The organism is Pseudomonas californiensis (assembly GCF_021147775.1).
In the GTDB taxonomy this organism is placed as follows: Bacteria; Pseudomonadota; Gammaproteobacteria; order Pseudomonadales; family Pseudomonadaceae; genus Aquipseudomonas; species Aquipseudomonas californiensis.
The window spans coordinates 140130-156740 of record NZ_JAGTPK010000007.1 but is presented as its reverse complement, the minus strand read 5'-3'; the positions used below and the strand labels follow the sequence as shown (position 1 = coordinate 156740).

The 16611-nt window shown below is 58.2% G+C and carries 13 protein-coding genes; 11 read left to right on the top strand and 2 right to left on the bottom strand.

The genetic code is table 11. The features are described 5' to 3' along the window. Positions 1-22 precede the first annotated feature (22 nt). From rplS to KDX37_RS09170, 7 genes are all read left to right on the top strand, one after another. Positions 23-373: a 50S ribosomal protein L19 gene (gene rplS, locus KDX37_RS09200; protein WP_004878874.1), complete on the top strand. Its 351-nt coding sequence runs from the start codon at positions 23-25 to the stop codon at positions 371-373. A 101-nt stretch (positions 374-474) separates the two neighbouring features. After that, positions 475-1371, top strand: a complete 897-nt coding sequence (xerD, locus tag KDX37_RS09195; protein ID WP_231652357.1) for a site-specific tyrosine recombinase XerD — start codon at positions 475-477, stop codon at positions 1369-1371. Positions 1372-1517: 146 nt separating this feature from the next. Beyond that, positions 1518-2258, top strand: coding sequence for a bifunctional protein-disulfide isomerase/oxidoreductase DsbC (dsbC, locus tag KDX37_RS09190; RefSeq protein ID WP_231652356.1), 741 nt, complete (start codon positions 1518-1520; stop codon positions 2256-2258). A 135-nt stretch (positions 2259-2393) separates the two neighbouring features. Beyond that, positions 2394-3698: a homoserine dehydrogenase gene (locus KDX37_RS09185; protein WP_231652355.1), complete on the top strand. Its 1305-nt coding sequence runs from the start codon at positions 2394-2396 to the stop codon at positions 3696-3698. A 101-nt stretch (positions 3699-3799) separates the two neighbouring features. Continuing rightward, complete coding sequence (gene thrC, locus KDX37_RS09180; RefSeq protein WP_231652354.1) at positions 3800-5209, top strand: threonine synthase; 1410 nt, start codon at positions 3800-3802, stop codon at positions 5207-5209. Positions 5210-5415: 206 nt separating this feature from the next. Further along, positions 5416-8955 (top strand): transporter substrate-binding domain-containing protein, encoded by a 3540-nt coding sequence (locus KDX37_RS09175; RefSeq protein WP_231652353.1) that lies wholly within the window; start codon positions 5416-5418, stop codon positions 8953-8955. Positions 8956-9092: 137 nt separating this feature from the next. After that, positions 9093-10373: an EAL domain-containing response regulator gene (locus tag KDX37_RS09170; protein WP_231652352.1), complete on the top strand. Its 1281-nt coding sequence runs from the start codon at positions 9093-9095 to the stop codon at positions 10371-10373. On the opposite strand, the gene KDX37_RS09165 is transcribed toward KDX37_RS09170, so the two are convergent. Then, complete coding sequence (locus KDX37_RS09165; RefSeq protein WP_231652351.1) at positions 10346-11008, bottom strand: response regulator; 663 nt, start codon at positions 11006-11008, stop codon at positions 10346-10348. The genes KDX37_RS09170 and KDX37_RS09165 overlap by 28 nt on opposite strands. Before the next feature lie 327 nt (positions 11009-11335). Between KDX37_RS09165 and KDX37_RS09160 the strand changes: the two genes are divergently transcribed. Next, positions 11336-11629, top strand: coding sequence for a DUF3509 domain-containing protein (locus tag KDX37_RS09160; RefSeq protein ID WP_231652350.1), 294 nt, complete (start codon positions 11336-11338; stop codon positions 11627-11629). A gap of 174 nt (positions 11630-11803) precedes the next feature. Here KDX37_RS09160 and KDX37_RS09155 read toward each other — a convergent pair whose 3' ends face one another. Beyond that, positions 11804-12691 (bottom strand): TIGR02285 family protein, encoded by an 888-nt coding sequence (locus tag KDX37_RS09155; protein WP_406641825.1) that lies wholly within the window; start codon positions 12689-12691, stop codon positions 11804-11806. Between the two features lie 317 nt (positions 12692-13008). On the opposite strand from KDX37_RS09155, the gene KDX37_RS09150 reads away from it, so the two are divergent. The 3 genes from KDX37_RS09150 (at position 13009) to KDX37_RS09140 (ending at position 16546) form a co-directional block, all read left to right on the top strand. Then, complete coding sequence (locus KDX37_RS09150) at positions 13009-13551, top strand: YaeQ family protein (RefSeq protein ID WP_231652349.1); 543 nt, start codon at positions 13009-13011, stop codon at positions 13549-13551. Positions 13552-13613: 62 nt separating this feature from the next. After that, positions 13614-15329 (top strand): single-stranded-DNA-specific exonuclease RecJ, encoded by a 1716-nt coding sequence (gene recJ / locus KDX37_RS09145; RefSeq protein ID WP_231652348.1) that lies wholly within the window; start codon positions 13614-13616, stop codon positions 15327-15329. Between the two features lie 110 nt (positions 15330-15439). After that, positions 15440-16546 (top strand): NADH:flavin oxidoreductase/NADH oxidase, encoded by a 1107-nt coding sequence (locus KDX37_RS09140; RefSeq protein WP_231652347.1) that lies wholly within the window; start codon positions 15440-15442, stop codon positions 16544-16546. Positions 16547-16611: the final 65 nt, after the last annotated feature.

The window sequence follows — 16611 nt, the reverse complement described above, 5'->3', positions numbered from 1 at the left end:
GGATTACCTTAGGAGCACCAGCATGACTAACAAAATCATTCTTGCCCTCGAAGCAGAGCAGATGACCAAAGAGATCCCTACCTTTGCCCCAGGCGACACTGTTGTCGTTCAGGTGAAAGTGAAGGAAGGCGACCGCGCGCGTCTGCAAGCGTTCGAAGGCGTTGTAATTGCCAAGCGTAACCGTGGCGTGAACAGTGCTTTCACTGTTCGTAAAATCTCCAACGGTGTTGGCGTTGAGCGTACTTTCCAGACCTACAGCCCGCAAATCGACAGCATGGCTGTGAAACGTCGCGGTGACGTTCGCAAGGCCAAACTGTACTACCTGCGTGACCTGTCCGGTAAAGCAGCTCGCATCAAGGAAAAACTGTCCTGATACAGTTTTTCGATGCATAAGAAAGGCAGCCTTCGGGCTGCCTTTTTGCTGTCTGCTGTTTGATGAGTCGCCCTTTTGGCGTCATACGAGTACCCGTAACCATGTCTGCCATTGACCACCCGCTGATCGACCAGTTTCTGGATGCCCTCTGGCTGGAAAAAGGTCTCTCCGATAACACGCGCGATGCTTATCGCAGTGATCTGGTCCTGTTCAACGGCTGGTTGCAGGAGCGTCACGTGGACCTTGTCGGTGCCGGGCGCGAGGTTATTCTTGATCATCTGGCCTGGCGTGTTGATCAGGCTTACAAGCCACGCTCTACCGCGCGATTTCTTTCAGGTGCTCGGGGCTTCTATCGCTACCTGCTGCGTGAAAAACTGATCGCTGTCGATCCGACCCTGCAGATCGACATGCCGCAACTGGGCAAGCCGTTGCCCAAGTCTCTGTCCGAAGCCGACGTCGAGTCTCTGCTGGCTGCGCCGGACCTGAGCGAGGCAATTGGTGAGCGTGACCGCGCAATGCTGGAGGTTCTATATGCGTGCGGCTTGCGCGTCACCGAGTTGATCAGCCTGACGCTGGAGCAGGTGAATTTGCGTCAGGGTGTATTGCGCGTGATGGGCAAGGGCAGCAAGGAGCGGCTGGTGCCCATGGGCGAAGAAGCGATCGTCTGGGTTGAGCGCTATATGCGTGGGGCGCGCGACGAATTGCTGGGCGGGCGCCCCAGCGATGTACTGTTTCCCAGTCTGCGTGGCGAACAGATGACTCGTCAGACATTCTGGCACCGCATCAAGCACCACGCCGCAGTGGCCGGTATCGGCAAAGCCCTGTCGCCGCACACCCTGCGGCACGCGTTTGCCACTCATTTGCTCAACCACGGCGCGGATTTGCGCGTGGTGCAGATGCTGCTGGGGCACAGCGACCTTTCGACGACCCAGATCTACACGCACGTCGCACGCGCCCGACTGCAGGACATGCACGCGAAACATCACCCGCGTGGATGATAATCCGGTGCAATATAAGCCTTGTCTTACGTCACGGTGGGTCGGTGTTACAGGCCTTATGTGATAGGCTTTGCCGGTTTCGCAGATCGAGGCTGGTCCTCTTTGTTTTTGCAGTGGTCAGTCAGTCCGCCGTCATAGGAGTTTTCATGCGCTTGCCTCAGCTTTTCTCTGCCGCCGTTGTTGTAATGGCCGGTATGTTCAGTACGTTCGCCCTGGCTGATGCAGCACCCGATCAGGCTATTCGCAAGACCCTTGATTCGCTCAAGCTTGAACTGCCGGTCGAGAGCATCGCACCAAGCCCTCTCAATGGTCTGTACGAAGTCAAACTCAAGGGCGGCCGCGTGCTGTATGCCAGCGCCGACGGCCAGTTTGTGGTCCAGGGTTACCTGTTTCAGGTTCAGAATGGCAAGCCGGTCAACCTGACCGAGAAGACCGAGCGTCTGGCCATTTCCAAAACCATCAACGCCATTCCGGCAACGGATATGGTCGTGTATCCGGCGATTGGCGAAACCAAGTCGCACATCACGGTCTTCACCGACACCACTTGCCCGTATTGCCACAAGCTGCACGAAGAAGTCGGGCAGTTGAACAAGATGGGCATCGAAGTCCGTTACCTGGCCTTCCCGCGTCAGGGTCTGGGTTCGCCGGGTGACGAGCAATTGCAGGCTGTCTGGTGTTCCAAGGACCGCAAGGCCGCCATGGACCGCATGGTCGATGGCAAGGACATCAAGGCTGCCAAGTGTGACAACCCTGTGACCAAGCAGTACGAGATGGGTCAATCCATCGGCGTCAACGGCACACCGGCCATCGTGCTGGCTGACGGTCAGGTCATTCCGGGTTATCAGCCTGCGGCCCAGGTGGCCAAGCTGGCGATGGGCGCCAAATAGTTGCACTTCGTGAGGTCCGCCTCACGGTCCGGGACGGCGGCGCTGTCGTCGTCGCGCCTAACAGTAGTCGTGTGGTGATACACGACTGTTTTCCACAGCCGATTCAGGATCGGCTGTTTTTCGGGGAGTTCATCAGTGAAACCGGTCAAAGTAGGCATATGTGGGCTGGGTACTGTCGGTGGCGGTACTTTCAACGTACTTCAGCGTAACGCCGAGGAGATTGCCCGCCGTGCCGGGCGTGGAATCGAAGTCGCGCAAATTGCGGTTCGTACGCCAAACCCCAACTGCCAGATTGCCGGTACGCCTACGACCAGCGACGTGTTTGCCGTTGCGACCAACCCTGAAATCGACATCATTGTTGAGCTGATCGGCGGTTATACCGTCGCCCGTGAATTGGTCCTCAAGGCCATCGAGAACGGCAAGCATGTTGTTACTGCCAACAAGGCGCTGATCGCCGTTCACGGTAACGAGATCTTTGCCAAGGCACGTGAAAAGGGCGTGATCGTTGCCTTTGAAGCCGCCGTTGCAGGCGGGATCCCGGTCATCAAGGCCATCCGCGAAGGTCTGTCTGCCAACCGCATCAATTGGGTTGCCGGGATCATCAACGGCACAGGCAACTTCATCCTGACTGAAATGCGTGAAAAAGGCCGTGCCTTCCCGGACGTTCTTGCTGAAGCCCAGGCGCTGGGTTACGCCGAAGTAGACCCGACTTTCGACGTTGAAGGCATCGATGCTGCGCACAAACTGACTATCCTTGCATCGATCGCATTCGGTATCCCGTTGCAGTTCGACAAGGCTTATACCGAAGGCATCACCAAGCTGACCACCGCTGACGTGAACTACGCAGAGGCGCTGGGCTACCGTATCAAGCATCTGGGTGTTGCGCGCAGCACCGCGCAAGGCATCGAGCTGCGCGTGCACCCGACCCTGATCCCGGCAGATCGCCTGATCGCCAACGTCAACGGCGTGATGAACGCGGTGATGGTCAATGGTGACGCCTCGGGTTCGACGTTGTTCTACGGCGCTGGTGCCGGTATGGAGCCGACTGCTTCTTCGGTGATCGCTGACCTGGTGGACGTGGTGCGTGCCATGACTTGCGATCCGGAGAACCGCGTACCGCATCTGGCGTTCCAGCCTGATTCGTTGTCTGCCCATCCGATCCTGCCGATCGAAGCATGCGAAAGCGCTTATTACCTGCGTATCCAGGCCAAGGACCATCCAGGTGTTCTGGCGCAGGTAGCGAGCATTCTGTCCGAGCGTGGCATCAATATCGAATCCATCATGCAGAAGGAAGTCGAAGAGCACGACGGCCTGGTACCGATGATTCTGCTGACGCACCGTGTCGTGGAGCAGGGTATCAATGACGCCATCACGGCGCTCGAAGCCCTGCAGGATGTCGTCGGCCCTGTGGTCCGCATTCGCGTCGAGCATCTGAATTAAGTCAATGGCGCGCCACGAGCGGCGTGCCGTACACACGCAATTGACACCTAGCTGCAAGCTTGTAGCCGCAAGCTTGCCGCTCAGACCAAAGGTTTGATCTCATGCGCTATATCAGTACCCGCGGCCAAGCGCCGGCATTGAATTTTGAAGAAGTGCTGCTGACTGGCCTGGCCAGCGATGGCGGCCTGTACGTCCCGGAAAACCTGCCACGCTTCACCCAGGAAGAAATCGCGTCCTGGGCTGGCTTGCCTTACCACGAGTTGGCGTTTCGGGTGATGCGTCCGTTCGTGGCTGGCAGCATTCCTGATGCCGACTTCAAGAAAATCCTTGAAGAAACCTATGGTGTCTTCGCTCACAGCGCCGTCGCACCACTGCGTCAGTTGAATGGCAACGAGTGGGTTCTGGAGCTGTTCCACGGACCGACGCTGGCGTTCAAGGACTTCGCGCTGCAACTGCTGGGTCGTTTGCTGGACTACGTGCTGGCCAAGCGGGGCGAGCGTGTGGTGATCATCGGCGCGACCTCTGGTGACACTGGCTCGGCGGCCATCGAAGGCTGCCGTCGTTGCGATAACGTCGACATCTTCATCCTGCACCCGAACAATCGCGTTTCGGACGTGCAACGTCGCCAGATGACCACCATCTTCGGCGACAACATCCACAACATTGCAGTCGAAGGCAACTTCGATGACTGCCAGGAAATGGTCAAGGCCAGCTTCGCCGATCAAGGCTTCCTGAAAGGAACCCCACTGGTAGCGGTCAACTCGATCAACTGGGCACGAATCATGGCCCAGATCGTTTACTACTTCCATGCATCGCTGCAACTGGGTGGCCCGGCACGGTCGGTGTCGTTCTCGGTTCCGACCGGTAACTTCGGCGATATCTTCGCAGGCTATCTGGCTCGCAACATGGGCCTGCCGGTCAATCAACTGATCGTCGCCACCAACCGCAACGACATTCTGCACCGTTTCATGAGCGGCAATCAGTACGTCAAGGAAACGCTGCACGCCACTCTGTCTCCGTCGATGGACATCATGGTGTCGTCAAACTTCGAGCGTCTGTTGTTCGACATGCACGGTCGCAACGGTTCTGCGATTGCCGAGCTGATGAGCACATTCCGCCAGGGCGGCGGTTTCAGCGTCGACGAAGAACGCTGGACCGAAACCCGCAAGTTGTTCGACTCTCTGGCGGTGACTGACGAAGAGACGTGCGAAACCATTGCCGAGGTGTATGCCAACACTGGCGAGTTGCTCGATCCGCACACCGCGATCGGCGTGAAGGCTGCGCGCGAATGCCGTCGCAGTCTGGACACACCGATGGTGATTCTGGGGACCGCTCATCCGGTCAAGTTCCCTGACGCAGTGTTGAAGGCGGGTGTAGGAAAAGCGCTTGAGCTACCTGCACATTTGTCTGATTTGTTTCAGCGAGACGAACGCTGCACGGTTTTGCCAAATGACCTGAAAGCCATACAGGCCTTCGTCAGCCAGCATGGCAACCGCGGCAAACCGCTCTGATCGAATCGTTGTGTAACAACTTTAGGCCCGCCACTTGGCGGGCCTTCTCATGTGTACGTGCCAAACTTTGAGAGTTTTCAGGCCATACAGATGAGTCAGTCGTTGTGAAACAGGCAAGCAGGCAAGGTGATGTCAGGGAGGCGTGCACAGCGGCACGATCGGGAAAGCGACGCGGTGTCCGACGCTCTCTGCCTTTTCTGTTGATAATGTTTTTGGCTCAGGCGGTCGGTGCCGCACAGAGTTTGCCATTCGCCTTGGTGACGCCTTTCCAGGCGTCTGAGGACCTGCCTCTGGATGAGCCTGACCGAGAATGGCTCGATCAGCACAAGGTGCTCAGAGTCGGCATCACCATTGCCGATTACGAGCCCATCGATATCACGACCGACCGCAATCGTTATCAGGGCATCAGTGCCGATTACCTGAGCCTTGTTGGTGATCAGCTGAACACAACGGTTCAGGTCACCGGCTTTGCCAAACGCGATGAAGCGATTGCCGCACTGCGCGACGGCAGTATCGATATTCTCACCAGCGCCAACGGATTTGAGCGCGGGGTAAAGGGGCTGGCCTTTTCCACCGAGTACATGCCTGACCGAGCGGTGGTGGTCGGTCGAGGGAAGGACCAGAGCCTGCCGTCGAACCTGGCCTCGAAAAAGGTGGTCCTGCTGGACGGTTATGCCGATTCAGACGTTGCACATCGCGTGTATCCGGACAGTGAAATTGTCATCGCCCCCAACCTGCCCAGCGCCCTGGAAGCCATCAATCAGGGCGATGTCGATGTGTTCATCGGTAATGAGGTCATCGTTCGGGCCTATACCGGATTACGACCCTATCTTGGGTTGCAGATCAAGTTCGAGAGCGAGTTGCCGCCGGTCGGCTTTGCATTTGCCGTGCGTGAGGATCAGCAGCGCCTGTTGATGCTCATTGACCGTGCGCTGGCCAGTCTGGACAGCTCTGCGCATCGCGAAATACTCGGACGCTGGACCAGCGGGTTAGGGGCCGACCTGGATGGGCATCGAATCAACCTGACGGGTGTCGAGCGGCGCTGGATACTCAAGCATCCGAGGGTGACGATCTCGACCACCCAGCATCCGCCTTACGTTTACAAGGACAGCAATGGCCAGTGGGTGGGTCTCAATGTCGATGTGCTGGCTCGTATCTCACGCATGACCGGCCTGCAGTTCGTTCACAAGGAGGTGCCTTCCACGCAGCGAAGCATGGAGATACTTCGCACCGCTGAGGCGGAAATGAATACAACCCTGGCGGAAAACGATGAGCGTCGCCGGTTTCTTGATTTCACCTACTCGTTTGGCGGAAACAGCTGGGTATTTGTCGTGCGTGCCGACAGCTCGCCCAATGTTTCGCTTGAGGGACTTGAAGGCCATGTACTGGCGTTGCCCGCACGCCATGCTCTTGAGGAGCAGATAAGGCGCGAACATCCGCTTATTCAGATTCGGCTTGCCGATACGTACGATCAGGCGCGAGCCTTGGTCGAGAGCGGCCTGGCAGATGCGACCATCCAGAACGAAGCCGGGGCCTATCTCTTTCCGCCGGGCAAGCTCAGGGTGGCACGAAGCGTTGAGGGCAAATGGTCGCCGGATCGCTTTTCAGTGATCAAGTCGCAGCCGGAGCTGTTGAGCATTCTCAACAAGGCACTTGAAGAATTTCCTGTGGCCGAGCTGCGCTCCATTCGAATGAAGTGGCTGGGGGCGTTGCTGCCTCAACCCTCGCTCTGGAGTCGAATACCGTCGTGGGTGCTATGGGTTGTGACGCTGGCGGTGCTGGTTGGTCTGGTTTCGCTGCTCTGGAGCGGCCAGCTCAAGGTGCATATCCGTCAGCGTATGAAGGCCGAGGCGCAGCTCAACGATCAACTCGCGTTCAAGCGGGCATTGTTCGACGGGATTCCCAACCCTATCTATGTCCGCGATTTGAAGGGACGCCTGATCTCCTGCAACCGTAGCTACGAGAACAGCTTTGGGGTCAGCTTTGAGCAGATGAATGGCCGACGTCTGACAGACATCGACTTTATGTCGCGGCCGGTCGCCGAACAAATGCATGCGGATTACCTGACATTATTGCAAACCCATCGTCCGATCTTCGCGGACCGCACGATGGAGCTGTCTGGCAAGCGCGTGGACGCCTGGCAATGGACGGTTCCGTTCTTTGATGCCGATGGTACGCTCCAGGGTTTGCTCGGCGGCTGGATCGATATCACCGAGCGCAAGCGTCTGGAGCGGCGACTTGAGGAAGCGTTACGACACGCTGATCAGGCCAATCAGGCCAAGAGTGCATTTCTGGCCATCATGAGCCATGAGATTCGTACGCCGATGGGGGCGATCATCGGCTTGCTGGAGCTCGAATGCGAACAGGCAATCCGTCGGGGTGATAAACCATCCGAAGCGCTGGAGGTGGCGCACCGCTCGGCGAGAGAGCTGGTTGCACTGGTAGGCGACAGTCTGGATCTGGCGAAAATCGAAGCGGGGGGCATGCAGCTGTCGCTTGAGGTGACCTCACTCCAGCCTTTTTTTCAGAGTGTGGCACAACTTTTTGACGCTCAGGCTCGCGCCAGGGTGCTGGAGCTTCGGCTGGAATTTGCTGAGCGTGCACGCGGTGACTATTGGCTCGACCCGTTGCGATTGCGTCAGATCATGCACAACGTGGTGGGCAACGCGCTGAAGTTCACGTTCGAGGGGGCTGTAGTCATAGCGGTCGACGTGCATGACGAATCCATCGATGTCACACACCTGCGCATCACTGTGCAGGACAGCGGCGTGGGCATCGCACCTGAGCGACAGTCGACGATGTTTCAGCCATTCACCCAGGCCAGTGATGACACCGCATCACGTTATGGCGGTACCGGACTGGGGCTGAGTATTTCCAGACAGTTGGTCGAGTTGATGAGCGGTGCCATCACACTGCAGAGTGAGCCAGAGCAGGGCACATTGGTCATTATCGATGTGCCGTTGAGCCGGGTCGAACCAGCCTCCGTACCCGATACCGACTGGGTCGAGCCGCCTTTAATACAGCAGAGCCTGCGATTGATGGTGGTCGATGATCTGTCAGCCAACCGGCTTGTGCTGACCCGGCAGTTGGAGTTTCTGGGGCATCAAGTGGTGACCGCAGCGGGGGGAGAGGAGGCGCTCCAGACATGGCGTGAAGGTGGGTTCGACGCCATCATCACTGACTGCAACATGCCCGGTGTCAGCGGTTATGCGCTGACCGAGGCGATTCGGCGGATAGAGGCGCAGGAAGGGCGACCACGTTGCCCGGTGATCGGTTGTACTGCCAATGCCATGAGTGAGGAAGGACGGCGTTGTGAGCTGTCAGGCATGGACGGTCTGCTGATAAAGCCGCTTTCGCTCCAGCGGCTGTCCCAGGAGTTGGCGAATCTGGTCGGTGAGTCAAACTTTGATATCAATACCCTGCGGCGCATGACGCAGGCCAATGATGAGCAGATACAGCGTTTACTGGCCGAACTGTGGAAGAACCTTCTCCATGAGCATTCAGTCCTTGAACACGCCGCCAGGACTCAGGATGGGGAGATTCTTGCGGCGTCGTTGCATCGTCTCAAAGGGGCTGCCTGCCTCATTGATGCTGTGCCGTTGGCCAAGGCCTGTGCGTCGCTGGACGACTGCGTGTCGCGTGAAGGTACTGACGATCTTGTTGAGCGTTGGCGGGTGCTGGAGATCGCAATCGGCAATCTGAAGATAGAGATCGAACTGCACTTGATCGACCTGCCGGAGGATTGAGCAGACGCGTCTGAGGGCTTGCCCCAAGGGGGGCTGAGAGGCCGCGAGACTCAGTTTAGGACTTGTCCTATGGGGTTTGCGTCCGGGTGTGTCTAGAGTACGGTTTCCCCGGCCCCGACGGCTCTGACTCTTTAGGCATGACTGTGCGTTCACTCAAGGTTCTGATCCTCGAAGACCATCCCTTTCAGTTGATGGCGCTGCACCAGATGCTCAATGCCAATCAGGTATTCGATGTGCTGACAGCCGACAGCGTCGAGGCTGCCCGACTGTCACTGCTGAGCCGCGGGCCGGTTGATATCGCTATCTGTGATTTGCAGATGGACGGCCCCGATGGGCTGGATCTGATTCGTCATCTGGCGCAGGACAAACAGGCCAATGCGCTGATCGTGCTCAGTAGTACCGATCAATGTGTGCTGGAGGGCGTTGCGCAATTGGCGCTCGGTCAAGGTCTGGAGGTGCTGGGCTGTCTTCAGAAACCGACTTGCGCCGCGGCCTTGCACGAACTTATCGAGGTCTATGAGCGCGCTCGGCAGTTGCCCGATGAAGACCTGCCGGACGATTCCGGGTCAGGGCTTTTGAGTGCAGAACAACTGTTTATCCCATCCGCCTGCACCCTCTCTGACATGAACCGCATCACCGCGCAGTGGATCGCTCATTTTCAACCAAAGGTCAGTCTCGACGGTGCGGTACTGGGCGTTGAAGCGCTGGCCCGCTGGCAACATCCGCAATATGGCCTGCTGTCGCCGGGGCGCTTTCTGGAAACCGTCGCGAGCGAAGGGCTCCTGGCCCCTCTGACCTGGCGGATTCTGGATCAGGCCCTGCAGTTTTCTGCGCAGAGAATGAATTCTCATGGTCAGGCTTTGCCCGTTGCAGTCAATATCGCTCCGCAATTGCTGCAGCAGGCTGACTTTTCTGAGCGGGTCCTGCAGGCGCTGGCAGATTACCAACTGCCAGCAAACGTGCTGACGCTCGAGATGCTGGAGCAGGACGCCGAGCAGCCGAAGGCATGGCAAATGGAAGGTTTGTTAAGGCTATGCATGCATGGCTGCAGATTGTCCATCGACGACTTCGGCATGGGCGCGTCGAGTATTGAACGATTACTCCAGTGGCCTTTCAGTGAGCTGAAAATCCCCACTGAATTCGTCCGTGGGATGGCGGAAGATGCTCGCAAGTCAGCGGTGGTGGCCGGGACGATGCTCATGGCGAAGCGCCTGGCCATGACTGTAGTGGTCGAGGGTGTCGAGACGCTTGACGATTTTCACAGCCTTTTGATGCTCGACGCACCTGCCATCCAGGGCTACTTCATCGCACGTCCGATGAGCGCTGCTGACCTGAGTCAGTGGCTGGACGAGCGCCGGCATATCCATCCGGAGCGGTTGTCTCCAGACGTTCAGGAAAGGCCGTGTTCCTGCAGATAGATAAACAGCGCCGCGTCATTGGTCAGCCCCAGTTTGCGCATGGCGCTGACCTTCTGGGCACTGACCGTCTGTTTGCTGCGGTTCAACTTCGCCGCGATCTGCCCGACGGCCGAGCCTGCCGAAAGAAGGCGCAGCACTTCGAGCTCCTTGGGTGACAGTCGCTCGAACGCTACCAGCGTGTCGGACCCACGTGTTTGCGCTTCGTTCAGGACGCAGCGCACCGAGTCTGCAAGGAATATCTGGCCGCGTCGCACAGCTTCTATCGCGTCCGGCAATTCCCCGGCCACGCTGGCCTTGCTCAGCAGCCCTCTGACGTTGAGTGCCAGCATGGCCTGGAACAGCCCCGCATTACTCAGCGTAGTCACCACCACGACCGGCAACGCAGGAAAGTCCCGCTGAATGCGTTGCAACAGCCGCAGGCCGTCATTCTGTTGTTCCACAGGCATCATGAAGTCGGTCACCAGCACATCGCAGGAGTGCCTCGCGAGCTCGGCCAGCAGTTCATCAGGATTACTCGCCACGGCAATGACTCTGGCGGCATCGTCCTGCTCCAGCACCACGCGCAGACCTATGAGAAAAATGGGGTGATCATCAGCCACGATGATCCGCAACGGAAGATCAGTACAAGCGCTCAAGGTCTAGCTCCAATAAAGGGTGGCCAATGGTATTGCATCTGAGACGATTGTTTATGGCTGCGGTGCCTTGATAGGGCTACTTGTAGGGATTTGAGCTTATTTTTGACGAATATTCCTACACGATGATGACGAGTCAGCACACTGGCTGTAACAGTTTCATACTGGGACACAGCCGTGGACGTAGGTGTCCTGTTTTTTCCCTGTCACATTTCAGGGGCATGCTCGAATTCAGGCAGGCGCTCGACCCTGCGATGGAAAGAACTTTCCGTCATCGCCGATGGTCATTGGTAAGCACCTTTGCATTCAAACTGTTGAGTGGTGATCCGGATGGAAAATATCAGCTTGCTGCTAAGCGAAGCGCTGGCTCCCTACCAGGCCGTCATTGGTCAGGCGGGCTCTCGAGGTGAGCGTCTGGTGACGCTGAACGATACAACCGGTGCACGCGTGATTGCGCGCACATTTACAGCCGATCAGTTGAGCGACAAGCGCCAGTTGACGGACGTTGTCGATGGGTTACGTCGAGATCTGATGGTCGCTGAAGGCAGGATCGAGCCGTGCGTCATTGCCGCGATGCGCAACGCGGCCATAGGTCGCGTGTTTACTGCCGCACCTGCATTTTGACACGTGTGGTGCGGAACCCTGAAAGCATTGAGTGCTCTCATCAAGTACGGCAGGATTGATCGTTGTGCTCCGGCGATCAAGGTCTGACGTACTGGCCTGAATGGGTCATGTTTACCCCGAACAGTCTCCCCTCTGTTCGGGGTTTCTTTTTTTGCCTTGCTGATGTCGGGATCGTTACCGGGTTTCATTGGCGTCGAAAATTGCTTTGACGTCCTGCAGATAGCGCTGCCGCTGTTCGGGCTCAAGCCATTGGGCGTAAAAGCCCATCAGATCGCTTTCGCGTAGCACCAGCATCGCCTGATTTATAAGCGCGATGGCCCGCTCACCCTCAGCGGTGTTGCTGCAGCCGATGTAAGCCGACTGATAGACCGGGTTGCCCTGAATGGGCAAAAACGTCCACTCTTGCGGGTCGATACCCTGCTGCATGGACTGATAGCGTGTTTCGAACCAGAAGCCGAGCAGCCCCTGCAAGCGTCCTGCCCGTGCCATCTGCAGCAGGCTGCCCATCGCATCGCTCCCGTAATGCAGGCTCAGTTCGTTTGGGCGGGTGTTCTGTAACGTCTTGTCGATAATCCCGCCGTAACTGCGTTCAGCTACAATCCCCAGCTTGATGACCTTGCTGGCCATCAGCGCCGCAAAATCTACCTTGCCTTCGGAAACGAAGGGTTCGACCCTGGCCAGGTCTTGCTTGTGCATGATCAGGCCGCTGCTGAACATTACAAAGGCAGGGACCGAGAAAACAATGGTCCTGGCCCGTTCCGGTGTCCATAAAAGAGTGGGGTCGCAACTGAGCGAGTTGCCTTCGGTCAGCATTTGCATACCTCTGGCCCGATTGACATGCATCAGAACGTGGTCGTATTCAGGCATCCGGGCCATCAGCAGCGGCATTAATTGGTCAATCGCCCCTTGGCCTTGCATCGAACCCGCGAAAATCGTCGATGGCGGCAAGTCGCGCAAGAGCCAGGTCAGCGTTTCGCGCGCATGGCTCACGCAAGGCAGGGCCACAAAAAACATGGCGAGCAGCAGGCGGAGTAGTGCGCGGTGCGGGTCACGAAAGGGCATTCGCTGGTGTTATCCCCGAAAATGGTTCGATAGGTCCATGCGCCGAGTGGCATGCCTTTGAGTTGTGCCAACTCGCTGGCGTCACATTAATGACAATTCTACCCGTCCGTTGTGAACCATTGTCGTACGCTCGGCTGTTTGTCGCGAGGGCTCCTGACCATCAGGCTAACCCATTTTCCGGCCCCGGCAAGTAAGCGCGAGCTTTCGAGTGATTGTGGTTTCAGCCAACAACGGCGGTCCATTGTCCTGTCGATTCGTTCGGGAGGCCAGCATCGGTTAGACTTGCGGTCTTTCCTCCAGATACTAGAAGCCCGTTCATGGCCCAGCCGTCCACGACTTACAAATTCGAACTCAACCTGACCGATCTTGATCGTGGTGTTTACGAAAGCGTCAAACAGACCATTGCCCGTCATCCCTCCGAAACAGAAGAGCGCATGACCGTGCGTTTGCTGGCCTACGCGTTCTGGTACAACGAGCAGCTGGCCTTCGGACGTGGCCTGTCTGATGTAGACGAACCCGCGCTCTGGGAAAAAAGCCTGGACGATCGTGTTCTTCACTGGATTGAAGTCGGGCAGCCGGATGCCGATCGGCTGACATGGTGTTCGCGTCGCACCGAACGCACCAGCCTGCTGGCCTACGGCAGCTTGCGCGTCTGGGAAGGCAAGGTGGTCCCTGCCATCAAAAATCTGAAAAACGTCAACATCGCCGCCGTGCCGCAGGACGTTCTGGAAGTGCTGGCCAAGGACATGCCGCGGGTCATCAAATGGGACGTGATGATCAGCGAAGGCACCGTGTTCGTCACCGATGACCGCGGTCAGCATGAAGTCCAGTTGCAGTGGTTGACCGGCGAACGAGGCTGATCATCGTTCGTACCTGTATCAAGAAACATTTATCGCTCCAATACTGAGAACCAGCTGAACGCATGCGCATCGAACCCCGCCTGTTGCCTGACACCCTGCCTTTTCTTGGCGACTTGCCGCCTTTGCTCACCCGCCTGTATGCGGCGCGCGGCGTGGCGAGCGAGGCTGAGCTGGACAAGAGTCTGGCGCGATTGATCCCTTATCAACAACTCAAGGGCATCGATGCCGCTGTCGACCTGCTGGTGACGGCACTGCGCGAAGGGCAGCGCATGTTGATCGTCGGTGACTTCGATGCTGATGGCGCCACCGCCAGCACCGTGGGTGTTCTGGGTTTGCGTTTGTTGGGTGCAGCCCACGTCGACTACCTGGTGCCCAACCGTTTCGAGTACGGCTACGGGCTTACGCCGGAAATCGTGGCGGTGGCATTGCAGCGCGAGCCGCAGTTACTGATTACCGTGGATAACGGCATTTCGAGCGTCGAGGGCGTTGCTGCGGCCAAGGCCGCTGGCCTGCAAGTGCTGGTCACCGATCACCACTTGCCGGGTCACGAACTGCCTGCGGCCGATGCTATCGTCAACCCGAATCAACCCGGCTGCACCTTCCCGAGCAAATCCCTGGCAGGCGTCGGCGTAATCTTTTATGTGCTGATGGCGTTGCGTGCCCGTTTGCGTGACACCAGTTGGTTTGAAAGCAATCAGCGGACCCAGCCCAATCTGGGCGAACTGCTGGATCTGGTGGCGTTGGGCAGCGTGGCCGACGTCGTGCCGCTCGACGCCAATAACCGCATTCTGGTGCATCAGGGCCTGATGCGTATCCGTGCCGGCCGCGCCCGTCCTGGGCTGCGCGCGATTCTTGAAGTGGCGCGACGCGAACCTTCCCGTATCACCTCCACAGACCTGGGTTTCATTCTCGGACCGCGCCTGAATGCCGCCGGCCGTCTGGATGACATGAGCCTGGGGATCGAATGCCTGTTGTGCGACGACCCGACGCTGGCGCGGGAAATGGCTGTGCAACTGGACGAACTGAACCAGGACCGCAAATCAATCGAGCAAGGCATGCAGCGTGAAGCGCTGACCCAGCTCAAGGACCTGCCGCTGGAGTCGATGCCGTTTGGTCTGTGCCTGTTCGACGCTGACTGGCACCAAGGCGTCATCGGCATCCTCGCATCGCGCCTCAAAGAGCGGTATCACCGTCCCACCATCGCCTTCGCGAGTGCAGGGGAGGGTGTGCTCAAAGGGTCGGCGCGTTCAGTGCCAGGGTTTCACATCCGCGACGCGCTGGACGCTGTGGCAGCCAGTCATCCCGAGCTGATCAGCAAGTTTGGCGGGCACGCAATGGCGGCCGGCCTGTCATTGCCTGAAGAAAACTTCCCGGCGTTCGCCGAAGCGTTCGACAAGGAAGTCCGTCGTCAGCTCGATGAGCAGGACCTGACCGGGCGCTTGCTGTCTGACGGCTCGCTGGCGGTCGAAGAGTTTCACCTGGAACTTGCCCGCGCGTTGCGCAACGCAGGGCCGTGGGGGCAGCACTTCCCTGAGCCGTTGTTTCACGGCGTCTTTCAATTGGTCGAGCAGCGCGTCGTGGGCGAGCGGCATTTGAAGATGGTTCTCAAGACCGAGTGCGGCAGCGTCAAGCTTGATGGCATTGCTTTCAGTGTTGATCGGGACATCTGGCCCAACCCGAACATCCGTTGGGTCGAACTGGCCTATAAACTCGATCTCAACGAATTTCGCGGTAACGAAACCGTGCAGTTGATGGTGGTTCACATCGCGCCCCGCTGAGAACAGGCAGGAACCCCTCGTGCTCCCGGGTTGTCGACTAGGCTCTGTCCAAAAGATCTGTTCACTGAACAGAGCCTGGACACCCTGATTCCTAGACATGAGAGGTTGCCATGAGCCTGCTGCTTGAGCCCTATACCCTGCGCCAATTGACCCTGCGCAATCGCATCGCTGTATCGCCGATGTGCCAGTATTCCAGCGTCGACGGCCTGGCCAACGACTGGCACCTGGTGCATCTGGGCAGTCGTGCGGTGGGCGGCGCGGGACTTGTGATCAGCGAAGCTGTTGCGGTCACTGAAGACGGCCGCATCACGCCCGAAGACCTGGGTCTGTGGCATGACGGGCAAATCGAACCACTGCAACGCATCACCCGGTTTATCGCCGCTCAGGGTGCCGTAGCCGGTATTCAGCTGGCACACGCCGGACGCAAGGCCAGTACCTGGCGTCCCTGGCTGGGCAGGCACGGCAGCATCGCGAAGGATCAAGGCGGCTGGACGCCGGTCGGGCCTTCTGCAATTGCCTTCGATCCTCAGCACACTGTCCCGGTCCAGTTGAGCGAAACCCAGATCCAGGAGGTGATCAAAGCGTTCGTCGATACGGCACGACGTTCGCTGACAGCCGGCTTCAAGGTGGTCGAGATCCATGCTGCGCACGGCTATCTGCTGCATCAATTTTTGTCACCGTTGAGTAATCAGCGTACTGACCAGTACGGCGGCTCGTTCGAAAACCGCATTCGCCTGACGTTGCAGGTAACAGAAGCCGTACGCACTGTCTGGCCAGAAGAGTTGCCGGTGTTCGTTCGTGTCTCGGCGACTGACTGGGTGGAAGATGGCTGGAACCCGGATGAAACCGTAGAGCTGGCGCGTCGCCTCAAGGCGCTGGGTGTTGATCTTGTGGATGTGTCGTCAGGTGGCACAGCCGCCAAGGCGGAGATCCCGGTAGGGCCTGGCTATCAGACCCGTTTTGCCGAGCGCGTGCGCAAGGAGTCCGGGATTGCCACCGGTACCGTGGGGATGATCACCGATCCTGCGCAGGCCGAGCATATTCTGCGTACCGGACAGGCGGACATTATTCTGCTCGCCCGGGAACTGCTCCGTGATCCTTACTGGCCGTTGCATGCCGACGATGACCTTGGCGGCAAACTGGCGACGTGGCCAGCCCAGTATCAGCGTGCAACCCATCGCGATCAGCCGATTCATGAGTCGGATTTGCGCGATTGAACGGCACCGCAAGATGAAGTCGCAAGCCGACGCCTTGAATTGACTTTGGGCGTCGGCGATCTGAA